The sequence below is a fragment of the Pseudomonas sp. SDO5215_S409 genome (assembly GCF_054071325.1).
On the sequence record NZ_JBSVWN010000024.1, the window covers coordinates 62,342 to 82,684 of the forward strand.

The 20,343-nt window shown below is 61.1% G+C and carries 24 protein-coding genes; 11 read left to right on the top strand and 13 right to left on the bottom strand.

What is annotated here, in order from left to right; translation table 11 throughout:
* The first annotated feature begins 86 nt into the window (after nt 1–86).
* From ACW9H9_RS14475 to ACW9H9_RS14495, 5 genes are all read left to right on the top strand, one after another.
* Nucleotides 87–1,151 carry an NAD(P)H-dependent flavin oxidoreductase gene (locus tag ACW9H9_RS14475; protein WP_457343850.1) on the top strand — a complete coding sequence of 355 codons (1,065 nt, stop codon included), beginning with the start codon at nt 87–89 and terminating at the stop codon, nt 1,149–1,151.
* Between the two features lie 130 nt (nt 1,152–1,281).
* Nucleotides 1,282–2,037: a molybdate ABC transporter substrate-binding protein gene (gene modA / locus ACW9H9_RS14480; RefSeq protein ID WP_457343911.1), complete on the top strand. Its 756-nt coding sequence runs from the start codon at nt 1,282–1,284 to the stop codon at nt 2,035–2,037.
* On the top strand, nt 2,038–2,718 hold the full coding sequence (modB, locus tag ACW9H9_RS14485; RefSeq protein ID WP_457343849.1) for a molybdate ABC transporter permease subunit: 681 nt from the start codon (nt 2,038–2,040) through the stop codon (nt 2,716–2,718). It abuts the gene before it with no gap.
* On the top strand, nt 2,718–3,803 hold the full coding sequence (gene modC / locus ACW9H9_RS14490) for a molybdenum ABC transporter ATP-binding protein (RefSeq protein WP_457343848.1): 1,086 nt from the start codon (nt 2,718–2,720) through the stop codon (nt 3,801–3,803). Before modB ends, modC begins: the two co-directional genes overlap by 1 nt.
* Nucleotides 3,804–3,866: 63 nt before the next feature.
* Nucleotides 3,867–4,895 carry a DNA topoisomerase IB gene (locus ACW9H9_RS14495; protein WP_457343847.1) on the top strand — a complete coding sequence of 343 codons (1,029 nt, stop codon included), beginning with the start codon at nt 3,867–3,869 and terminating at the stop codon, nt 4,893–4,895.
* Between the two features lie 138 nt (nt 4,896–5,033).
* Here the strand turns inward: ACW9H9_RS14495 and ACW9H9_RS14500 are convergent, their stop codons facing one another.
* The 4 genes from ACW9H9_RS14500 to ACW9H9_RS14515 all read right to left on the bottom strand — a co-directional run bounded on the left by ACW9H9_RS14500 (nt 5,034) and on the right by ACW9H9_RS14515 (nt 6,864).
* Entirely contained in the window at nt 5,034–5,387 is a 354-nt protein-coding gene (locus ACW9H9_RS14500) for a hypothetical protein (RefSeq protein ID WP_457343846.1), read from the bottom strand.
* A 185-nt stretch (nt 5,388–5,572) separates the two neighbouring features.
* Nucleotides 5,573–5,884, bottom strand: a complete 312-nt coding sequence (locus ACW9H9_RS14505) for an AzlD domain-containing protein (RefSeq protein WP_457343845.1) — start codon at nt 5,882–5,884, stop codon at nt 5,573–5,575.
* Entirely contained in the window at nt 5,881–6,576 is a 696-nt protein-coding gene (locus tag ACW9H9_RS14510; RefSeq protein ID WP_457343910.1) for an AzlC family ABC transporter permease, read from the bottom strand. The genes ACW9H9_RS14505 and ACW9H9_RS14510 overlap by 4 nt, the downstream gene beginning before the upstream one ends.
* A 72-nt stretch (nt 6,577–6,648) precedes the next feature.
* A complete protein-coding gene (locus tag ACW9H9_RS14515) occupies nt 6,649–6,864 on the bottom strand; it encodes a hypothetical protein (protein WP_457343844.1) in 216 nt (71 codons plus the stop codon).
* Between the two features lie 224 nt (nt 6,865–7,088).
* Between ACW9H9_RS14515 and ACW9H9_RS14520 the strand changes: the two genes are divergently transcribed.
* Complete coding sequence (locus ACW9H9_RS14520) at nt 7,089–8,372, top strand: arsenic transporter (protein WP_457343843.1); 1,284 nt, start codon at nt 7,089–7,091, stop codon at nt 8,370–8,372.
* Nucleotides 8,373–8,384: 12 nt separating this feature from the next.
* On the opposite strand, the gene ACW9H9_RS14525 is transcribed toward ACW9H9_RS14520, so the two are convergent.
* Entirely contained in the window at nt 8,385–8,960 is a 576-nt protein-coding gene (locus ACW9H9_RS14525; protein WP_457343842.1) for a hypothetical protein, read from the bottom strand.
* Between the two features lie 384 nt (nt 8,961–9,344).
* Between ACW9H9_RS14525 and ACW9H9_RS14530 the strand changes: the two genes are divergently transcribed.
* The 5 genes from ACW9H9_RS14530 to ACW9H9_RS14550 all read left to right on the top strand — a co-directional run bounded on the left by ACW9H9_RS14530 (nt 9,345) and on the right by ACW9H9_RS14550 (nt 14,196).
* Entirely contained in the window at nt 9,345–9,638 is a 294-nt protein-coding gene (locus ACW9H9_RS14530) for a hypothetical protein (protein ID WP_457343841.1), read from the top strand.
* 244 nt (nt 9,639–9,882) lie between these two features.
* On the top strand, nt 9,883–12,597 hold the full coding sequence (gene mgtA / locus ACW9H9_RS14535) for a magnesium-translocating P-type ATPase (protein ID WP_457343840.1): 2,715 nt from the start codon (nt 9,883–9,885) through the stop codon (nt 12,595–12,597).
* A 59-nt stretch (nt 12,598–12,656) separates the two neighbouring features.
* A complete protein-coding gene (locus ACW9H9_RS14540) occupies nt 12,657–12,863 on the top strand; it encodes a hypothetical protein (RefSeq protein ID WP_457343839.1) in 207 nt (68 codons plus the stop codon).
* Between the two features lie 24 nt (nt 12,864–12,887).
* A complete protein-coding gene (locus tag ACW9H9_RS14545) occupies nt 12,888–13,235 on the top strand; it encodes an SLOG family protein (RefSeq protein WP_457343838.1) in 348 nt (115 codons plus the stop codon).
* A 139-nt stretch (nt 13,236–13,374) separates the two neighbouring features.
* Nucleotides 13,375–14,196 carry a hypothetical protein gene (locus ACW9H9_RS14550; RefSeq protein ID WP_457343837.1) on the top strand — a complete coding sequence of 274 codons (822 nt, stop codon included), beginning with the start codon at nt 13,375–13,377 and terminating at the stop codon, nt 14,194–14,196.
* Here the strand turns inward: ACW9H9_RS14550 and ACW9H9_RS14555 are convergent.
* The 8 genes from ACW9H9_RS14555 to ACW9H9_RS14590 form a co-directional block, all read right to left on the bottom strand.
* Nucleotides 14,193–14,831 carry a LysE family translocator gene (locus ACW9H9_RS14555; protein WP_457343836.1) on the bottom strand — a complete coding sequence of 213 codons (639 nt, stop codon included), beginning with the start codon at nt 14,829–14,831 and terminating at the stop codon, nt 14,193–14,195. The two genes, ACW9H9_RS14550 and ACW9H9_RS14555, sit on opposite strands and share 4 nt — an antisense overlap.
* Before the next feature lie 103 nt (nt 14,832–14,934).
* Nucleotides 14,935–15,642, bottom strand: coding sequence for a hypothetical protein (locus ACW9H9_RS14560; protein WP_457343835.1), 708 nt, complete (start codon nt 15,640–15,642; stop codon nt 14,935–14,937).
* Nucleotides 15,643–15,714: 72 nt separating this feature from the next.
* Entirely contained in the window at nt 15,715–16,386 is a 672-nt protein-coding gene (locus tag ACW9H9_RS14565) for an amino acid ABC transporter permease (protein ID WP_457343834.1), read from the bottom strand.
* Entirely contained in the window at nt 16,379–17,113 is a 735-nt protein-coding gene (locus ACW9H9_RS14570; RefSeq protein WP_457343833.1) for an amino acid ABC transporter ATP-binding protein, read from the bottom strand. Before ACW9H9_RS14570 ends, ACW9H9_RS14565 begins: the two co-directional genes overlap by 8 nt.
* Nucleotides 17,114–17,129: 16 nt before the next feature.
* Nucleotides 17,130–17,777, bottom strand: coding sequence for an amino acid ABC transporter permease (locus ACW9H9_RS14575; RefSeq protein ID WP_457343832.1), 648 nt, complete (start codon nt 17,775–17,777; stop codon nt 17,130–17,132).
* A gap of 3 nt (nt 17,778–17,780) precedes the next feature.
* Nucleotides 17,781–18,545, bottom strand: coding sequence for a transporter substrate-binding domain-containing protein (locus ACW9H9_RS14580; RefSeq protein ID WP_457343831.1), 765 nt, complete (start codon nt 18,543–18,545; stop codon nt 17,781–17,783).
* Nucleotides 18,546–19,130: 585 nt separating this feature from the next.
* Entirely contained in the window at nt 19,131–20,072 is a 942-nt protein-coding gene (locus ACW9H9_RS14585) for a sulfotransferase family protein (RefSeq protein WP_457343830.1), read from the bottom strand.
* Nucleotides 20,060–20,203 carry a hypothetical protein gene (locus ACW9H9_RS14590; protein WP_457343829.1) on the bottom strand — a complete coding sequence of 48 codons (144 nt, stop codon included), beginning with the start codon at nt 20,201–20,203 and terminating at the stop codon, nt 20,060–20,062. The genes ACW9H9_RS14585 and ACW9H9_RS14590 overlap by 13 nt, the downstream gene beginning before the upstream one ends.
* Between the last annotated feature and the right edge of the window lie 140 nt (nt 20,204–20,343).

A 20,343-nucleotide genomic window follows, 5' to 3' on the forward strand; every position in this document is an offset into this window, starting at 1 on the left:
TGTCCAGTGAATAAAACAGACTGGCCGGGTGCCAGATGCCCCTGTTAAAACAACGGTGAGCCCTTCCATCGCTGGAGAAGCGAACCATGAGCACCTGGCCAGACACCCGAATACTTGACCTGCTGGAGATCGAGCTGCCGATCATCCAGGGCCCCTTGGCCAACGCCACAAGCCCGGCGATGGTCATCGCCGTCTGTGAGGCCGGTGGCATGGGCTCGCTGCCCGCCGCCGCGCTGAGCCTGGCGCAATTGCGCGAGGCACTGACCCTCATTCGCCAGGGCACGCGCCGCCCGTTCAACGTCAATTTCTTCTGCCATCAACCGCCCGTGCCGGATGCCGAGCGCGAGCGGGCCTGGAAAAACCTGCTGGAGCCCTACTACCGCGAACTGGGCGCCGATTTCGAGGCGCCCACGCCGGTGTCCAGCCGTGCGCCGTTCGACAATGCGGCCTGTGAAGTCGTGGAAGAGTTCCGCCCGCCGGTGGTCAGCTTTCACTTTGGCCTGCCGGAAAAGTCTTTGCTGGACCGGGTCAAAGCCACCGGGGCCAAGGTGATGTCGTCGGCCACCACCGTGGAGGAAGCGGTGTGGCTTGAACAGCACGGCTGCGATGCGATCATCGCCATGGGCGCTGAGGCCGGTGGCCATCGCGGGATGTTTCTGAGTGACGACCTGAACACCCAGATCGGCCTTTTCGCCCTGCTGCCCCAAGTGGTCGATGCCGTCAGCGTGCCCGTGATCGCCGCCGGCGGGATCGCGGATGCACGCGGGATCGTTGCCGCCCTGGCACTGGGCGCCTCGGCCGTGCAATTGGGCACGGCCTACCTGTTCACCCCCGAAGCCACCGTGTCGAAATCCCATCATGCGGCGTTGCGCCAGGCGCAGGCCAGCGAAACGGCGCTGACCAACCTGTTTACCGGCCGCCCGGCACGCGGGATTGTTAACCGTGTGATGCGCGAACTCGGCGCCATCCACCCCGTTGCGCCCGCGTTTCCGTTGTCGGGCGGCGCGTTGATACCGCTCAAGGCCAAAGACGAGGCCGGGTTCAGCAACCTGTGGTCAGGCCAGGCGCTGCGCCTGTGTCAGGAGCTGTCCAGCGGCGAACTCACCCGCACCCTCGCCCGCCAGGCCCTGGAAAAACTTCACCGGCACTGACTCGCAAGCGCTCCGGGCAACTTTGCACTGTACCGGCAGTGGCCAACCGCTATATATTCCCGTACATAGCGGTAGACCCCTCTGCCTATAACAAGCCGTACAGTCGCTAAACCCCGGAGCTCTTCTCATGATGATTCGCGCCTCACGCCTGGCCCCTTTCGCCCTCCTCGGTGCACTGGCTTTTACCTCGGCCCATGCCGATGAAGTCCAGGTGGCCGTCGCGGCCAACTTCACCGCACCGATCCAGGCGATTGCCGCCGATTTCGAAAAAGACACCGGCCACAAGCTGGTCGCGTCCTACGGCGCCACCGGCCAGTTCTACACCCAGATCAAGAACGGGGCGCCCTTTGAAGTGTTCCTGAGTGCCGACGACACCACGCCGAAAAAACTCGACGACGAAGGCGCCACCGTCAAAGGCTCGCGCTTCACCTACGCCGTCGGCACCCTGGCGCTGTGGTCGGCCAAAGACGGCTATGTGGACGCCAAAGGCGACGTGCTGAAGAAAAACGCCTTCAAACACTTGTCCATCGCCGACCCCAAAACCGCGCCTTACGGCCTGGCCGCCACCCAAGTGCTGGCCAAAGAAGGCCTGAGCGAACAGGTGCAAGACAAGCTGGTCACCGGCCAGAACATCACCCAGGCGTTCCAGTTCGTGTCCACCGGCAACGCCGAACTGGGCTTCGTGGCCCTGTCGCAGATCTACAAGGACGGCAAAGTCACCAGCGGTTCCGCCTGGATCGTGCCCGCCGCACTGCACGACCCGATCAAGCAGGACGCCGTGATCCTCAACAAAGGCAAAGACAACGCCGCCGCCAAGGCACTGGTGGAATACCTCAAGGGCCCCAAGGCCGCCGCCGTGATCAAATCCTACGGCTACACGCTGTAAATGCCGCTGTCGAGTGCCGATTTTTCGGCGATCTGGCTGACCCTCAAACTGGCGTCACTGACCACCGCCCTGCTGTTGGTCATCGGCACTCCGATCGCTTTGTGGCTGTCGCGCACCCGTTCGTGGTGGCGCGGCCCCATCGGCGCAGTGGTCGCACTGCCGCTGGTGCTGCCCCCGACGGTCATTGGTTTTTACTTGCTGCTGGCCATGGGCCCTAACGGTGCCGTTGGCCAGTTCACCCAATGGCTGGGCCTGGGCACCCTCACCTTCAGCTTTGCCGGGCTGGTGATCGGTTCGGTGATCTATTCCCTGCCGTTTGTGGTGCAGCCGCTGCAAAACGCCTTCACCGCCATCGGCACCCGCCCGCTGGAAGTGGCCGCGACATTGCGCGCCAACCCGTGGGACACGTTTTTCTGCGTAATCCTGCCCCTGGCCCGCCCGGGGTTTATCACCGCATCGATCCTGGGTTTTGCCCATACGGTCGGGGAGTTCGGCGTGGTGCTGATGATCGGCGGCAATATTCCCGACAAGACCCGGGTGGTGTCGGTGCAGATCTACGACCATGTCGAAGCCATGGAGTACGCCCAGGCCCATTGGTTGGCCGGGGCGATGGTGGTGTTTTCTTTTCTGGTGCTGCTGGCGCTGTACTCCAGCCGTAAATCCAGCGCGAGCTGGGGTTGATGCCGATGATCGAAGTTCGCCTGCAACTGAGCTACCCGGGGTTTGCCCTGGACGTTGACCTGCAATTGCCCGGCCGTGGCGTGACAGCCCTGTACGGGCACTCCGGTTCCGGCAAGACCACCTGCCTGCGCTGTATCGCGGGCCTTGAGCGGGCCGCACACGCGTGGGTGAAAATCAACGACGACGTGTGGCAGGACAGCCGTCGGCAGCTGTTCGTACCGCCTCACAAACGCGCGTTGGGCTATGTGTTCCAGGAAGCCAGCCTGTTCCCCCATTTGTCGGTACTGGCCAACCTGGAGTTCGGCCTCAAACGCATCCCGCGGGCGCAGCGCCGGGTCGATATGGCCCACGCCACCGAGTTGCTGGGCATCCGCCATTTGCTGGAGCGCCATCCGCAGCACTTGTCCGGCGGCGAGCGCCAGCGCATCGGCATCGCCCGCGCCTTGCTCACCAGCCCGCGCCTGCTGCTGATGGATGAGCCCCTGGCTGCGCTCGACAGCAAACGCAAAAGCGAGATCCTGCCGTACCTGGAGCGCCTGCACGACGAACTGGACATCCCGGTGCTCTACGTCAGCCACGCACAGGATGAAGTGGCGCGGCTGGCCGATCACATTGTGTTGCTCAGCGACGGCAAGGCCTTGGCCAGCGGCCCGGTGGAAGAAACACTGGCACGGCTGGACCTGCCGCTGGCGCTGGGCGATGACGCAGGCGTGGTCATCAATGGCACGGTGACGGACTACAACGAGCCCTACCAGCTGCTTACGCTGCAGTTGCCCGACAGCCCACTGGAAATGCGCGTGGCCCATGCGCCGCTCGCTGTCGGCAAACACCTGCGGATCAAAGTGCAGGCGCGGGACGTCAGTTTGAGCCTGCACGCCGGGGAACAGAGCAGCATCCTCAACCGCGTGCCGGTGACGGTCACCCAGCAAATCCCCGCCGACAACAGCGCCCATGTGCTGGTGCGCCTGGACGCGGGTGGTACAGCGCTGCTGGCGCGCATCACCCGCTATTCATGCGATCAGTTGCAGCTGCACACCGGCCAAGCGCTGTGGGCGCAAATCAAGGCGGTGGCGGTGCTGGCGTAAATCTATTGGCACGACCGCGACGCCCTGCGGTCAACCTCACATACCTGCCAAGGACCTCTCGCCATGCCCGATCCCGCACTGCTCGCCGACCTGCCCCACGATCTGCATTACGTTGACGACACCCAACCGGGTATCCGCCGAAAAAAACAGCGGGGCGCGTTCCAGTATTTCGACGCGCTGGGCGCACGCATTACCGACGCCGCCGAGGTAAAACGCATCAACGCCCTGGCCGTGCCACCGGCCTACACCGACGTGTGGATCTGCGCCGACCCGCAAGGCCATTTGCAGGCCACGGGGCGTGATGCGCGGGGGCGCAAGCAATATCGCTACCACCCGCGCTGGCGTGAGGTGCGCGACAGCGACAAGTATTCCCGGCTGCACGCGTTTGGCAGCGCACTGCCCAAGTTGCGCCAACAGTTGGAGGCACAGGTGGCGGCGCCTGGGTTCAATCGCGAAAAGGTGTTGGCCACCGTGGTGCTGTTGCTCGATGCCACGCTGATTCGTGTCGGCAATGCCCAGTATGCACGGGACAACCGCTCCTACGGCCTGACCACGTTGCGCACCCGCCATGTGGACGTCAAAGGCAGCGAGATTCTGTTCCAGTTTCGCGGCAAAAGCGGCATAGAACACCAGATCACCGTGAAGGACCGGCGGCTGGCAACCGTGATCAAACGCTGCCTGGAATTACCGGGGCAGAACCTCTTCCAGTACCTGGACGAAAACGGCGAGCGCCACACCGTGAGCTCCACCGACGTCAACGCTTACCTGCACACCCTTACCGGCGCCGACTTTACCGCCAAGGACTACCGCACTTGGGCAGGCAGCGCTCTGGCCCTGGCCGTGCTGCGCGAGCTGGCGTGGCAACCGGAGTCCGACGCCAAAAAGCATGTGGTGGAGATGGTCAAACAGGTCGCCAAACAACTGGGCAACACCCCGGCCGTGTGCCGCAAGTGCTACATCCACCCCGCGGTGCTGGAGCATTACAGCCTGGGCGAATTGGCCAAGCTACCCAAACCCCGGGTGCGCAAGGGGCTTAGAGCCGAAGAGGTCGGGTTGGCGATGCTGCTGGAGCGGCTGTCTGAAGCCTTGTAAGGAGAGGCCTGCCCGATGTAGCAGCCTCGACGTCCGTGTGCTGGTAAAGAGCTATGACATCGGGCAGGCAGGCCAATGGTAAGGCAATGCCCCCGAGGCTGTCCGCAGGGCATTTCTGAAAAATTCTAACGTAACGCCTTACAGACACGTCGCCAGGGCAGCCAGTCGGCGCTTGGCCGGGTAGTTGTCTTGGGCGGCGTAGTACTTGAGCGTGGAGCCCGCACCGGCGTTGATCACATCCACAAAATAGTCGCCCGCGGTGGTGTAGACCGTGAAGCCACCCGCTGGAGCAGGCTCCATGAAACCACCAGCGTCCACGCCAAACACCTTCTCGTCCTGCCAGCCGAACTGCACGCACTGGGCAACCAGCAACGCAGCCTTGTCCGAGTCCAGGGTTTTGTAGGGCGTGCCGGCACGCGCCTCTTTCATTTTGGAACCTGCACAACCGGCCAGCGAGGCCAGTATCAATGCGCCAATGAGCACTTTTTGCATGCCGTCGCTTCCTTGAAAAAGACGCGACTTTATCACTCCCGGCCGCCCTCGCCGACTGCCTTTTAGGTGGCTACATGAACTTTGTTTCACAGTGATGTCAGGCAGTGGCGCTTATAGTGGCAACGCTCATTTTTTTGAAGTCTCCCTTCGGCCCGCCCTCCCGCGGGCTTTTTTTCGCCTGCGCCTCAGAACCACCAACGGAACAGGTAGAACAGCGCCATGCTCGACAGCACGGTGATCAGCACGCTGCGGGTCCAGAACATCAACGCCACCGCACACACGCCCGCCAGCAGGTGCGGGTTGCTCGGGCTCAGGTTCAGCCTGTGGTCGGCCAGAAAAATGATCGGCCCGCAAATGGCGGTCAACATGCCCGGCACGGCAAACCCGAGGAACTCGCGCGCGCCCCGGCTCAACTTGACCGGCAAGCGTGGCTCCAGAAACAGGTAACGGTTGAAAAACACGATCAGGCCCATCGCAACAATCATCACAAACATCATGACTGCCCCACTCCCAACCGCTTGCAGGCAAACCCTGCGCTCATCCCCAGCACACCGGACACCACCACCGCCGACTCCCAGTGCAAGTAGCTGAGCCACACCGAACACAACAACGCCACGGCCACGCACACCACCGTGGGCACATCGCGCACCACGGGGGTGATCAAGGCAATAAAGGTGGCGGCGATGGAAAACTCCAGGCCCAGTTGATCCAGCCCCGGAATGCTCTTGCCGAGCACGATGCCGGCCAGGGTGAACACGTTCCAGGCGATATAAAACGTCAGGCCCACGCCCAGCGCGTACCAGCGGTTGAAGGTCTGGCGGTCAAAGTGGTTGACCAGGGCGAAGAATTCGTCGGTGAGCAAAAAGCCCAGGCTCATGCGCCAGCGCGATTGCAGCGGCGACAACGTAGGGCGCAGGTGCATGCCGTAGAGCAAGTGCTGGGAGGTCAGCAGTAACGTGGTCAACAAAATGGAGAGCAGGCTGGCACCGCTCTTGACCATGCCAATGGCAACCAACTGCGCCGCACCGGCAAATACGATGGCCGACAGCCCCTGCGCTTGCAGCGGGGTGAACTGCGCATCGATGGCGGTCGAGCCCGCGAGCAGGCCCCAGGGCGCACACGCGAGTGACAGCGGAATAATCGCGATCGCGCCACGGGCGAAGGCGTTCAGGGGCAAGGCATCAGGCATACACGACAGGCTCGGCGACAGGAGGCCGACCAGCATGCCTGCGCCGTCAGGCGTTGTCTTGAATGATCGTGCTCAGGCCAGCTTTACCGACACCCGCTCCACCGCATCACGGGCCTCGCGCAGTTCGTGGGCGTCCTGATTGAGGCGGTGGATGGTGTTGAGCAAACGCTGACGCAGCACTTCATCGCCGAGTTTTTCGACGGCGCGCATCAAGTCGAACGCGGCGGTTTCGTTGTTTTGGGCGACGGAATCCAGGGTCTTGCGCAGGTTGCGAGTGGCACGGGTCACGCGGGCGTCTTCCTTCATTACCAATGGGCAGGCACTTTAGGACATGAGTGTTTCACTTTAATTTCAACCACTTGTCAAAGATTGACGAGGTATTGATATGAATCAATGCTGCGCGACGGCGAACTTTGCGTTTACCCGTTGATCCATGCTCTGGACAATACCCCGCCCTTGATGATGACCCCGACGGGTCAGTGACCGTTAATGCCGCCTCGGAGACCCTGTGCATGCTTGTCGCCATTGCCATCTTTGTGTTCACCATCACCCTGGTCATCTGGCAACCCAAGGGCCTCGGCGTTGGCTGGAGCGCCAGCCTCGGGGCCCTGCTGGCGCTGGCGTGCGGCGTTATCAGCCTGGCTGACATTCCGGTGGTGTGGCACATCATCTGGAATGCCACGGCCACCTTTGTCGCCCTGATCATCATCAGCCTGTTGCTCGACGAAGCCGGTTTTTTTGCCTGGACCGCCCTGCACGTGGCGCGCTGGGGCCAGGGCCGCGGCCGTCGACTGTTTGCCTATATGGTGCTGCTGGGCGCCCTGGTGTCTGCGCTGTTTGCCAACGATGGCGCGGCATTGATCCTCACGCCCATCGTCATGTCGATGTTGCTGGCGCTGCGTTTTTCCACGGCGGCCACCCTGGCCTTTGTGATGGGCGCGGGGTTTATCGCCGACACCGCCAGCTTGCCGCTGGTGGTCTCGAACCTGGTAAACATCGTGTCGGCGGACTATTTCAAGATCGGCTTCAACGCCTACGCCGCCGTGATGGTGCCGGTCAACCTGGTCAGCGTGGCGGCCACGTTGGCCATCCTGCTGTGGTTTTTTCGCCGTGACATCCCGGCGACCTACAACCCGTCCGACCTCGACCCACCCGCCAGCGCCATCCATGACCGTGCGACCTTTCGTGCCGGTTGGTGGGTGCTGGGTATCTTGCTGGTCGGCTGTTTCGCCCTTGAACCGCTGGGCATTCCCATCAGCGCCATCTCCGGCGTCTGCGCGGTATTGCTACTGGCCATCGCTGCCAGGGGCCACCGGATTTCCACGCGCAAGGTCTTGAAGGAAGCGCCCTGGCAGATCGTGATTTTCTCCCTGGGCATGTACCTGGTGGTATACGGCCTGCGCAATGCCGGGCTGACCGGCTACCTGGCGACCTGGCTCGACACCTTCGCAGGCTATGGCGTGTGGGGCGCGGCGCTGGGCACCGGGGTGTTGACCGCCCTGCTGTCGTCGGCCATGAACAACCTGCCGACCGTGCTCGTCGGCGCGCTGTCCATCGAAGCCAGCCACGCCGTGGGCGTGGTCAAGGACGCAATGATCTACGCCAACGTGATCGGCAGCGACCTGGGCCCCAAAATCACCCCCATCGGCAGCCTGGCCACCCTGCTCTGGCTGCACATTCTGGCGCGCAAGGGCATCACGATCACGTGGGGCTACTACTTTCGCGTGGGCATCGTACTGACCCTGCCGGTGTTGTTGATCACCCTGGCGGCGCTGGCGTTGCGCTTGAGTGTCTGACCCCAGGCACGCCTAAATGGCGGCACTCCTTACGCCGGGCGTTGGCCGTGCCGTTTCTTCCATGTCGTCGCGCCCCAGGCACACCTGGTCCTGGTGCACGGCGGCATAGACCCCGCCACGGGCGTGACGCCCTTCGTACCAGTCGGCCGTCACGTTGAGCTCGCGCAAGGCCGACCGCAGCGGAAAGTCCACGTCGTCGCAGGCTTCCGAACCACACACCACGGCAACTTTGCAATGCTGGAGGTCCTGCTCGCGGATCCCCAACCCCTGCGCCGCCGTCTTTAACATCTGCAGCATGGACGTCGCGGTGTGCGCCTTGGCCTCGCGCGGCGACTCAAAAAGGTGGGCCAGGTAATTGGCAGAGCCTGTGAAGATGGCCACCGCCCGACACGTGATCAGTTCGGAGGTGACCAACGGCACGTGCTTGGGGCTCACACACGCCATGTTTTCCGTGACGATACTGCCCACTTCAGTGCCTGAAAGGCGCGGCAGCACCCGGATGTCCGCCATCCCGCCGGGCGTGTTGTGGGGTGTTGCCTCGGCCGCTGGCGAGTGAGCGTGAGTACGATGAAGGCCCTGGATATTCATAGTGTGTTCCGCAAGTTTAAACCTGGCGCGTATTGCACTGCATCGCCGACCTTATTCCAAGTGATTTTTACAACCTGCTTAATTGATCCTGACCTTTTATCTGAACACACTCTGAACAATCACTTATTCAAGTTATTAATCGTTGACATCCGACAGTGGCCTGAGTAGATTGCCCGGGCCTGCCACGCGGGCCTTTTTTAAACCTCACAAAAGAAGCCAATGGACACAGTATCTAGTCGCTGTCCGGATCTCGCGAATGCGGTGAATCGGGCGCCAAACCCAGAACATGACGGGACTCGCCTTTCGGGCCGGGTAAGCTGCGCTAGAGCTTGATGCTCCACCGTAACTGCCTCGCCGGTCGCGTGTCCGGTCCCGAGGTGTGTTATGACCTTCCAACTCCTTGTTTTACCTGATATCCGTGCGCTGGCTGCGGCCCTGCGCGCCATGCTGTGCCGCACGCCCGTGGGCTTTTCGCCTACCCGCGCGGCCTTGACCTGCCCTTCCCCTCGTGTGCGCCCTACCCCCCGGGCCCACTGGCGTATCTGCCCCAGCACCGGCCAACGCGTGCAGCACTGGGTTCACGCCGACCCTCAAGACCCCCAGAGACGGAGTGCCTGGCGCCTGCTTGCCCAAGCCAGCCTGGCCCTGAGCGTCTACGTGGATACTCGCGCCGCCTGAGGCGGCCGCAGCCCCTGTTTCGTTCACCCTTAGTTATTGCACAACTGGAGTTCTCTATGGACGAAGCCAGTAGTAGCCCGCTGCGCGCCTATTAACTAACGCGCACTTCGCGGGCCCCTAGAAAGTTACCGACACCTTATTTAAACCGATCGCGAAGTGAGCGACTCGGCATGCTGTCGCTCGCCTGTCATCAGGTAAGTAACGGGTATGTTTTGTCGAAAAATTGGCGACAGGAGTACACACCATGAGCGCCGTAAAAAATCCGCAAGTGCATCACAAAACCGGCACCGACAGCGACACCAAACTGTCGATGCGTGCCGCCCGCGAAGCCCAGAACGGCCTGTCGGCCACCCTCGCCAACGTGCGCGCCACCAAAGAAGGCCTGACCGAACTGGACGCCAGCGCCCGCCTGCAACGCGAAGGCTATAACGAGGTGGCCCACGACAAGCCGCCTCACGCGCTCGTGCAGTTCTTGCAGGCACTGAACAACCCGTTCATCTACGTGCTGCTGACCCTGGGCGCCATCAGTTTTGTCACCGATTGCTGGCTGCCCCTGCAAGCCGGTGAAGAGGCCGACCCGACCAAAGTCGTCATCATCATGACCATGGTGATGCTCAGCAGCCTGCTGCGGTTCTGGCAGGAACACCGTTCGGCCAAGTCCGCCGAAGCGCTCAAGGCCATGGTGCGCACCACGGCTACCGTGCTGCGCCGTGAACAGGTCGGCTCCAAACCCACCCTGCGCGAGGTGCCGATGCGTGAGCTGGTGGCCGGTGACATCGTGCAACTGTCGGCGGGCGACATGATTCCGGCGGACATCCGCCTGATCGAGTCCCGCGACCTGTTCATCAGCCAGGCCGTACTGACCGGCGAAGCCTTGCCCGTGGAAAAGTACGACACCCTGGGCGACGTCACGCAAAAGTCCGCCCACGCAGCGGTAGCCGACCCGGGCAACCTGCTGGACCTGCCCAACATCTGCTTTATGGGCACCAACGTGGTCAGCGGCCGTGCGCAAGCGGTGGTGGTCGCTACCGGCCCGCGCACCTACTTTGGCTCGCTGGCCAAGGCGATTGTGGGGTCGCGGGTGCAAACCGCCTTTGACCGGGGCGTGAACAGTGTCAGCTGGTTGCTGATCCGCTTCATGCTGGTGATGGTGCCGATCGTGTTCCTGCTCAACGGCTTCTCCAAGGGCGATTGGGGCGATGCGTTTCTGTTCGCCCTGGCCGTTGCCGTAGGCCTGACCCCGGAAATGCTGCCGATGATCGTCAGCGCCAACCTGGCCAAGGGCGCCACCGCCATGGCCAAGCGCAAAGTGGTGGTCAAGCGCCTCAACGCCATCCAGAACTTCGGTTCGATGGACGTGCTGTGCACCGACAAGACCGGCACCCTGACCCAGGACAAGATCATCCTCGAACACCACGTAAATGCGTTTGGCACCCGTGATGACGCGGTGCTGTCCCTGGCCTGGCTCAACAGCCACCACCAGAGCGGCATGAAAAACCTGATGGACCAGGCCGTGGTGCAGTTCTCGCAGCAGAACCCCGCGTTCCAGGTGCCGTTTGCCTATAGCAAGGTGGATGAGCTGCCGTTTGACTTCGTGCGCCGTCGCCTGTCGATTGTGGTCAAGGACAGCCACAACGACCACCTGCTGGTGTGCAAAGGGGCGGTGGAAGAGATGCTGAGCATTTCCACCCACGTGATGGAGGGCGACAAGGCGGTAGAGATCGACGACCGGCGTCGCCTGCAATTGCTGGCCATCGCCAACGACTACAACGAAGACGGTTTCCGGGTACTGGTGGTGGCCACTCGCAACATCCCCGCCGCCCTGGCGCGCAACCAGTACACCCCCGCCGATGAACGCAACCTGGTGATCCGAGGGTTCCTGACCTTTCTGGACCCGCCCAAGGAAACCGCGGGCCCGGCCATTGCCGCACTGCGCGAAATCGGCGTGGCGGTCAAGGTGCTCACCGGCGACAACGCCGTGGTCACCAGCAAGATCTGCCGTCAGGTGGGCCTGGAGCCCGGCGAGCCGCTGCTGGGGGTAGAAATCGAAGCCATGGACGACGCCACCCTCAAGCGGCGCGTCGAGGAGCGCACCGTTTTCGCCAAACTGACGCCGCTGCAAAAATCCCGGGTGCTCAAGACCCTGCAGTCCAACGGCCACACCGTGGGTTTCCTGGGGGACGGCATCAACGACGCCCCGGCCCTGCGCGACGCCGACGTGGGGATCTCGGTGGACAGCGCCACCGACATCGCCAAGGAATCGGCCGACATCATCCTGCTGGAAAAAAGCCTGATGGTGCTGGAAGAAGGCGTGCTCAAAGGCCGCGAAACCTTCGGCAACATCATGAAGTACCTGAACATGACCGCCAGCTCCAACTTCGGCAACGTGTTCTCGGTGCTGGTGGCGAGTGCGTTCATCCCGTTCTTGCCCATGCTGTCGATCCACCTGCTGTTGCAGAACCTGATGTACGACATCTCCCAGCTGGCCTTGCCGTGGGACAAGATGGACAAGGAATACCTGGCCAAACCGCGCAAGTGGGATGCCAAAAACATTGGCCGCTTCATGGTCTGGATCGGGCCCACCTCGTCGATCTTCGACATCACCACCTTTGCCCTGATGTGGTACGTGTTCGCCGCCAACAGCGTAGAAATGCAGACCCTGTTCCAGTCCGGCTGGTTCATCGAGGGCCTGCTCTCGCAAACCCTGGTGGTGCACATGCTGCGCACCCGCAAGGTCCCGTTCTTCCAGAGCACCGCCGCCTGGCCGGTGTTGCTGATGACCTCGATCGTGATCGGGCTGGGGATCTACGTACCGTTCTCGCCGCTGGGCACGCTGGTGGGCCTGCAACCGCTGCCGATGGCGTACTTCCCGTGGCTGGTGGCCACCCTGCTGTCCTACTGCTGCGTGGCACAACTGATGAAGACGATCTACATCCGCCGCTTCAAGCAGTGGTACTGATCAACCGCCCCTGAACACGCTGGCGGCTCACCGGCCGCCAGCAACAGTGAGATGCCCCCATGAACACACTGTTGAATGCTCTGGAAAACGGCCTGCGCGCAACGCTGGTGTCTGGCCTGGCGCACGCGGCCCGGCTGGTGATGAGGCTGGGCGTGCGGCTCTATGCCCGCAACCTGCTCAGCGCCATGGAAATGCGCCTGATGCTGGGGTTTTCCAGCACGCTGCACAGCGCCTCGATCCGACTGCTACGCGCCCCACGGCGGTAATTCGCACTACAAGGAAACCTCTGCATGCGCGTCTTGATCTGTGCAGGTCGTCATTACGCCGATACCAAAAAGTCCCGCCAGGTGCTGGACGCCTATCACCGCCTGCACCCCGTGCAGGTTTTGATCCACGGCGGCAGCCAGTTCCTGGGCAGCGACGTGGAAGACTGGGCCCGGGAAACCGGGGTGGACGTGGTGCGTTACCCGCCCAACTGGCAACGCCACGGCAAGCAGGCCGAGCGCCATCGCAACCGGTTCATGCTGGCTGACAGCCAACCGGACGTGGTGATCGCGCTGCCCGGTGGCGACGACACCTCGGAGCTGGTCAACCAGGCAAAAACCTGCGGCATCCCTGTGCTGACCGTAGAAAACTGAATACCCCCTCATTGGAGCATCACCATGCAAGAAGACCCCAGTTGTCGCCCCACCCGCTTGCCCGACCCTTTTGTGAATCACGGCGCGTCCCTGCCAAATCCCCAGGGGCGCAGCCTTTGGCTGTTGATCGAGGTTGACCATGTACAAAAAACACACCCCGCAGCGTCCTGACGGTTTTGCCAAATACCGCAACCGGCAACACGCCACACCCCGCCCGACCTTTCACCCGCTGCCCCCTGCCAAACTCAGAGCACTGCGCCGCAACGTCTTTTTTGTGGGCATGACCCTGGGCCTCGTGATTGTTATCGGCCTGCTGTCCAAGGCCTACGCGGCCGGCGGCGCCTATGTGGTCGACGATGGCGCCATCAATGACCCGGGCCAGTGCAACGTCGATGCCTGGTACACCGCCAACCGTCACGACGGCTCGACCCACAGCCAAACCCTGTCTCCGGCCTGCACCCCGGCGGGCCTGCCCTGGCTGCAAGCGGGCGTCGCTGTGTCACGGGCCAACGCCGACGGGCACGGCGAAACCCAACTCAGCCCGCAGTTCAAGGCACAGGTGTGGTCACGCGAAGACGCGGGCTTAGCGCTGGCCGCGTCGGTCACGGCCCATTACGCGCTCAATCGCCCCCATGCCTACGACGGCACCGACTGGAACCTGCCGCTCACCTGGCAACCGGCGCAGGCGCTGCGGCTGAGCGTCAACGCGGGCTGGAGCCACGCCTACAACGGCGGCGACCCGCAACAGCGAGCCACGTGGGGCACCGGCCTGGAATACCGCCTCGTCGATACGGTGACGCTGATCGCCGAGCGCTATGGCCAACAAGGCGGCGACCAGGCATGGCAAGCGGGGCCACGGCTGCAGGTGAGCAAGGATGTCGATGTGGACCTGGTGCTGGGACGCAGCCTGATCGGGGCGCGTAGCCAGTGGTTGACCACCGGGGCGACGTTCAGGTTCTAGGACGCGGTCGGCACACGGCGATAGGCCGCCAGCAGCACGCCCATCGCCATCAACAGCCCCCCTGCCCCGCGATTGAACTGCTGCAAGTGCGCGGGCCGCAAACGCGCCAGCAAGCGGGCCCCGCACACGGCGTAAAACAGCATGGTGCCCACGTTCAACACACACAGCACCAGCAACAGGCAGACGTATTGGGGGAATTGGGGTTGGCTGCCGTCGACGAACTGCGGCAAAAAGGCCGACATGAACAGCAGGGCCTTGGGGTTGGAAATTGCCACCAGAAAGCTGCGAGTGAACAGGCTGGCCGAGCGCACACTGCCCGTCTCGGCCTCACCGACCGTCGGCAATGCGGTGAGTGGCGAGCGCAGCATCTGCCAGCCGATCCAGACCAAATAGGCCGAGCCGATCCACTTCAGCGCCTGGAACAAGCCCTCGCTCGCCGCCAGCAACAAGCCCAAGCCACACGCCACGGCCGTGACCAGCAACGCATCGGCAAGCACCGCCCCGGCCATGCCCCAGGACGCGGCCCGCACGCCATGGCGCGAACCGTTCTGCAGCGCGAGCAAGACCGTGGGGCCGGGAACAGCGATGATCGCCGCACTCATCATCACGAACAAAAACAAGGTGGCCAGGGACATGAAAAATACCGTTGGAGCAAAGGATGGCGAATGATCGACCAAATACCTTGCGCCGCCTAGCCCCAAAGGCCATGGCTCCTGCTATGCCATGGCCCGTTGGTCGCTATTTGACCTTGCTGCTCAAGGTATCGACGCTGCGCTTGAGGTCATCCAGGCTGCGTTTCTGATCGTCCAAGCTGCGTTTCTGATCCTCCAGGCTGCGCTTCTGGTTGCTCACATCGCCTTTGAGGCCCGAAAGCTCGCTGGAACTGCTGCTCGAACTGGAGCTGGAGTTGCGCTTGAGGTCTTCCACCTGACTCCTGAGCTTGTCGAGGCTGCTGTTCTGGTCGGCCACGGTACGTTTGAGCCCCGACACGTCGCCCGAGCTGGAACTGCTGCTGGAACTGGTGTTGCGCTTGAGCTCGTCCAGCTCGCTCTTGAGCTTGTCGATCAGGCTTTTTTGATCGGCCAGGGTGCGCTTGAGGTCCGACAACTGGCTGTCGCTGGTGCTGGAGCGCGACCCTGTGTGCTTGCTGAGGTCTTCAAGGGCGCGTGCCTGCTCTTGCATCTTGTTTTTGAGGCTTTGCAATTCGGCGCTGTCACGCTTTTGCGCATCGCGCATTTGCTCCAGCTCACCAATAGTGAACGCGGAGGAATGCAGCTCGTAACGGTTGGCGCCTGCCCAACTGCTGGCGGTGATCCGGTCATTGCTCGAGGCGTCGAAGGTGCCCCATTGCACGGGGTTATCGGCGTGTGCCGTTGAGGCCGTGGCCACCCACAGTAATGAGGCGGCAGCAACGAATGTGAACGAGGGCTTGGCAATGCTGAACATCAACGATTCCTTTCTGATCTGCCAAGATGGCACATCGCTATGACTGCGAATATCAGAACAGGTTCCCGGTGGTCACCACGACGACAAGCGGCTGCGTTTTTCCAGTTGTTTAGACACGATAAACACCGCCGAGGCCAACACCACATAAAACACGGCCGTCAGTGCATAGGTCTTGAAAAACTCGAAATTCCCGCCCGCCAGCTCTTGCATGCGCGCGAACAACTCCGGGTATTGCACCAGAAACGCAATGGAGCTGTCCTTGAGGTTGTAAATAACCTGGTTGGTCAGGGCCGGCACCGACGTGCGCAGCACTTGGGGAAGGATGATGCTGGTGTAGATCTGCACATCGCTGAACCCCTGCGCGGTGGCCGCTTCCAGCTGGCTTTTGTCCAGGCCGTTATAGGCGGTCAACAAATAGGCCGCGTTGTAGGCGCCCACGTTCGCGGTAAAACCAATCACCATGACTTCAAACGGGCTCAGGCGAATGCCCAGGGCCGGTAGGCCGTAGTAAAGGATGTAAATGATGCAGATCAGCGGCGTGCCGATGAAAAACGACTTGTAGGCTTCGATACTTTTAGCCACCCACTTGCGCGGGCTCAAACTTAGGTAAAAGACCGCAACGCCCAGCAAAAAACCGCTGAGCGATGCCGTCAGCGTCAACTTGACCGTGGCCCAGATACCCGACGAGATCAACGGCCATTGTTCGAGAAAGTCCTGGTAAAAACCCAGCCACGCATCACTCATAACGGTTTTTCCCGAAAAACCAGGCGACTTCGGGAATCTCGGCGTGCTGCGCCAGTTCGGCGACCGGGCCTTGGGCCACGATTTTACCCGCGTACATGAACACCACGTTCTGGCTGATCTGGTTGGCAAAAGCGATATCGTGGGTCACACACACCGTGGTGATTTTTCGGGCTTCCAGCTTTTTGATCAATAACGCCACTTCCTGGCTCATCAACGGATCCAGCGCCGAGGTGGGCTCGTCCAAGATGACGATTTCCGGCTTCATCACCAGCGTTCTCGCCAGTGCGACACGTTGCTTCTGCCCGCCAGACAATTGCACCGGGAATTTTTTCGCGTGCGAGGCCATCTCGAAATAGGCCAGCTCTTCCAACGCCAACAACCGCGCTTCTTCGCGGGTTCGACCCTGGAGTTTGATCAGCCCCAGCGTGATGTTATCCAGCACACTCAAGTGTCGGTACAAGGCAAAGTTCTGAAACACGAAGCCGATTTGCCGACGCAACTTGCGCACGTCCACCTGCGGGCTCAACAGGTCTTCACCGTGAAAATGCAGCGTGCCCTGATCGGGCCGCTCCAACAGGTTCATGCAACGAATCAGCGTGGTCTTCCCGCAGCCCGAAGGGCCCATGATCACCCGCGTCTCGCCAGCATTAATGGTCAAGTTGATGCCATTGAGCACCACGTGATTATCGAACGACTTGACCAGGTTACTGATTTGCAACATCGACATTCATCACTCCTGGCTATCACTGATCCGCATAGCGGCGCTTGATGCCCGCCATCACCAGGGAGAACACTTTATAAATGCAAAAATACATGAGGCCGGCGACTAGGTAGATATTGACCCCAAGCATCGTGGACGCGGTGAGCGCTTTGGCTTGCCCCAGTATTTCGGTGAACCCTACGGTGTATGCAAACGGCGTATTTTTGAGGATGGCCGTCAGTTCGTTCATCACACCGGGAATAGAGAACCGCAACATCTGCGGGATTTCGATGTAGCGCACCACTTGAAACGCGCTGAAGCCCATTGACTGGGCGGCCACGATTTCACTGTGCTCGACCGAATCGAGCGCGCCACGGAAGACTTCGGAAAGATACGCGCCTCCAATCACCCCAAGGCTGAGGTTCATGGCAATGATCGGCGAGGGGCGAATGCCAAGGCTTGGCAACCCGAAATACACCAGAAAGAGCAGCACCAGAACCGGGATCGAGCGAACGACAAACACCCCCAGGCTCAAGGCCATACGCACACGCGGGCCCGAGAGCCGCCGTAACACGGCGACCCCCAACCCCAACGCAAAGGCGGTGATGAAGCACGACAACGTGATGAAAACAGTCGCCACGACACCGTGCAACAACAGCCCTATGACATCGAAGAACTCGTGTTCAAACATCAATCATGACTTCAGCCATTTGTCCATGATGGCGGCCAACTTCTGCGGGCCCAACTCTTTCAAGTACGCATCAAAGTCAGCACGGATCGGCGAACCTTGTTGGAACGCGAAACCCAGGTGGTCAACGCCTTTGAACGAGTAGCTGACGTCGATCGGCAACTTCTGGTGGTATTTGTAGTTGGCGTACACCGGCTCTTCGATAAAGGCCAGGTCGAGGTTGCCGTTCTGCAAGTCGGTGATCACTTCGTTGTAAGACGGGTACAACTTGGCATCGGCTACTTTGAAGTAACCTTTTGGCTCCAGGTCTGTTTTGATCAGGTCCGCATAGGCCATGCCGCGTGGGTAGCCAATGCTGTACTTCTTCAACTGCGCCAGGTCGGTCAGGGTCAGTTTCTTGGAACTCAGGCTGACCAGGTTAAAGGAGTTCTCGTAATAAGGGGTCGAGAAGTCCATGACTTTCTTGCGCTTGTCAGTAATCGAGATACCCGAGAACGCCAAGTCCGCTTGTTTGCTGGCGACCGCGCCCAGCATACCGTCCCAGTCGTATTCCTTGGTCTTGAACGTGCAGCCACGGGACTGGCAGTACCCGGTGAAAATCTCCAGGTCGACGCCTTGCAGCTTGCCGCTCTGGTCTTTGAACAACATCGGCGGCGAGTTAGGCGACACCGCGATTTCAAGGGTTTTACCCTTCACCAGGTCGTTGGCGGAGGCGCTGACGGCCACCAGGCTCAACAAGGATGCAAAGATTATTTTTTTGAGATTTTGCATAGCACATGCTCATTTAAAGTGGAGGAATAACACAGTGGTTTTTCAAACCAATACAGGCCTTACGCCATCATTCGCCCACGAAAAAATCTCCCGGGCTGATGGGTGAAAATCCGTTTTCAAATGCACTTTTTTAGAGCGTCGAGAGCGTGAGTGGCATAAAACCCTCATCGGTTCCCAATACGAAAAAAAAGCAGAACCCACTTATCGGATCCAATCCTGGAAACTTAGCCAACAGACTGTTTGGATCCAATACTAACTATCAAACAAGGCTTCAACGCACTACTTGATACGCTTAATGCGATCACACTGGCGCGCTGACGGTAGCTCATCGTTTAAGCACATACAAACGAATTTAACCACGATAGACTTTAGGCATCCTCTTGATTGCTTGAGCGACTTAACCGTCTAAAAACAGAATGTACCGAGAAACTAACCGTGTTGTTACACACACGCCTACAGTCTGTTTTTATAATGCCTGCCTGAACTAACGTGGGGGCGACTGCATAAGCGGCCGAGACTGTAAAGCCTTATAAAGCATCTGACTATAGCGATTGACTTCATCTGGTATGAAGTCCCGCTAAATAATCAACCTGCGCCACAGGCCCGCAGTTGTTCCAGCGCCGCATAGGGCGCAGCGGCCCACTGCGACACCCGCTCCTTGAGCAACCCGCACGCTTCGCGCTGTTTGTCGGCACTGTCGGGTACAAACACCCGCCCCGGTTGCTTGGCGTGCCGGCTGACGGCATCGAACGCCCGCGCCCGCTGCCCGTTGTCCAGGCCAAAAACGTCTGCCAGGTGCCCGTCCATCGCGCCCGGCAACTCGGTGTAATTGACCGGTAAACCGCCGAACGCCTGGCAATGCTCAAGCCCCTGCTGCAACGTGCGGCCCAGCCGCCGGGCAATATAGTCTTCGCGCACGACGCCCTGGCCCGGTGTATCCAGCGAGCTGTCGCCGATCATGCCCGGCACCATGTGCATACCCGCCCGGCGCCAATGGGACACGGCGATTTCCAGCGGGTCGCGGTACAGGAACAGCCAGGGCGTGGTCGGAAAACACGCGTGCAGCAACGGCAATTCACCGATGTTCCAGGCGTCCAGCTTGATCACCAGTTTTTGTTCGTCGCCGCGCCGCAACTGCCCGTAGGCGGCCAGCAGGCCACGCAACGCGGCCTGCCGCTGCGGCGCCTCAAACGCGCCGCGCAACAGGGTATCCAGCGGCGGTGGTTCGCTGACCACAATAACGTCGTCTAACTGCGCCAACATCTGGCAGAGCAACGTCGAGCCACACCGTGACGCGTGGTAGATGAACGCCGTCGGCGCGACCGCCGGCAAGCACCACTCTGTGAGCGCGGCCAGCGGTGTCTGTTGACCGAACGCCTGGTTGAACGGCAGCCGCAGCGCCGCGTCCACCGCGTCACGGAAAAACGGCGGGTCGAGCCTGCGCTCACCAAACCAGCACCAGTCCACCTGCCACGCGCTCGCCTGTTGCCACAGGCGTATCGGCAACCAGCCCTTCAAGCCCACCATTGTTGGCTCCAGCGGGACCGCCCCAGGCGCATGGCCGAGCGCACATCGTCACGCCCGAACAACAACCCCCGTTGCGCCGCCAGCGCCAGCGTGCGGGTGATAAACGCCTCGCTGTCTTCCAGGCCCTGCAAGGCCTGGCACAGCCCAGGCTCGCTGTGAGCAAAAAAGGGGACAGATTTATTTTTTCTGAAAATAAATCTGTCCCCTTTTTTCTCGCATACCCCCCAATCATGCTGCCGGTCGCGGCATCTCCTCCCGCCAGCGAAGACGA

Excerpts from the sequence above, each read along its gene's own strand:
- ACW9H9_RS14555 (WP_457343836.1), bottom strand. The coding sequence starts at position 14,831 with ATGTCCCTGGCCACCTTGTTTTTGTTCGTGATGATGAGTGCGGCGATC.
- ACW9H9_RS14510 (WP_457343910.1), bottom strand. The coding sequence starts at position 6,576 with ATGCCTGATGCCTTGCCCCTGAACGCCTTCGCCCGTGGCGCGATCGCG.
- ACW9H9_RS14530 (WP_457343841.1), top strand. The coding sequence starts at position 9,345 with ATGACCTTCCAACTCCTTGTTTTACCTGATATCCGTGCGCTGGCTGCG.
- ACW9H9_RS14550 (WP_457343837.1), top strand. The coding sequence starts at position 13,375 with ATGTACAAAAAACACACCCCGCAGCGTCCTGACGGTTTTGCCAAATAC.
- ACW9H9_RS14505 (WP_457343845.1), bottom strand. The coding sequence starts at position 5,884 with ATGATGTTTGTGATGATTGTTGCGATGGGCCTGATCGTGTTTTTCAAC.
- ACW9H9_RS14500 (WP_457343846.1), bottom strand. The coding sequence starts at position 5,387 with ATGCAAAAAGTGCTCATTGGCGCATTGATACTGGCCTCGCTGGCCGGT.
- ACW9H9_RS14540 (WP_457343839.1), top strand. The coding sequence starts at position 12,657 with ATGAACACACTGTTGAATGCTCTGGAAAACGGCCTGCGCGCAACGCTG.
- modC (WP_457343848.1), top strand. The coding sequence starts at position 2,718 with ATGCCGATGATCGAAGTTCGCCTGCAACTGAGCTACCCGGGGTTTGCC.
- ACW9H9_RS14475 (WP_457343850.1), top strand. The coding sequence starts at position 87 with ATGAGCACCTGGCCAGACACCCGAATACTTGACCTGCTGGAGATCGAG.
- ACW9H9_RS14575 (WP_457343832.1), bottom strand. The coding sequence starts at position 17,777 with ATGTTTGAACACGAGTTCTTCGATGTCATAGGGCTGTTGTTGCACGGT.
- ACW9H9_RS14585 (WP_457343830.1), bottom strand. The coding sequence starts at position 20,072 with ATGGTGGGCTTGAAGGGCTGGTTGCCGATACGCCTGTGGCAACAGGCG.
- ACW9H9_RS14495 (WP_457343847.1), top strand. The coding sequence starts at position 3,867 with ATGCCCGATCCCGCACTGCTCGCCGACCTGCCCCACGATCTGCATTAC.
- ACW9H9_RS14545 (WP_457343838.1), top strand. The coding sequence starts at position 12,888 with ATGCGCGTCTTGATCTGTGCAGGTCGTCATTACGCCGATACCAAAAAG.
- ACW9H9_RS14565 (WP_457343834.1), bottom strand. The coding sequence starts at position 16,386 with ATGAGTGATGCGTGGCTGGGTTTTTACCAGGACTTTCTCGAACAATGG.
- modB (WP_457343849.1), top strand. The coding sequence starts at position 2,038 with ATGCCGCTGTCGAGTGCCGATTTTTCGGCGATCTGGCTGACCCTCAAA.
- ACW9H9_RS14525 (WP_457343842.1), bottom strand. The coding sequence starts at position 8,960 with ATGAATATCCAGGGCCTTCATCGTACTCACGCTCACTCGCCAGCGGCC.
- ACW9H9_RS14520 (WP_457343843.1), top strand. The coding sequence starts at position 7,089 with ATGCTTGTCGCCATTGCCATCTTTGTGTTCACCATCACCCTGGTCATC.
- modA (WP_457343911.1), top strand. The coding sequence starts at position 1,282 with ATGATTCGCGCCTCACGCCTGGCCCCTTTCGCCCTCCTCGGTGCACTG.
- ACW9H9_RS14560 (WP_457343835.1), bottom strand. The coding sequence starts at position 15,642 with ATGTTCAGCATTGCCAAGCCCTCGTTCACATTCGTTGCTGCCGCCTCA.
- ACW9H9_RS14570 (WP_457343833.1), bottom strand. The coding sequence starts at position 17,113 with ATGTCGATGTTGCAAATCAGTAACCTGGTCAAGTCGTTCGATAATCAC.
- ACW9H9_RS14580 (WP_457343831.1), bottom strand. The coding sequence starts at position 18,545 with ATGCAAAATCTCAAAAAAATAATCTTTGCATCCTTGTTGAGCCTGGTG.
- mgtA (WP_457343840.1), top strand. The coding sequence starts at position 9,883 with ATGAGCGCCGTAAAAAATCCGCAAGTGCATCACAAAACCGGCACCGAC.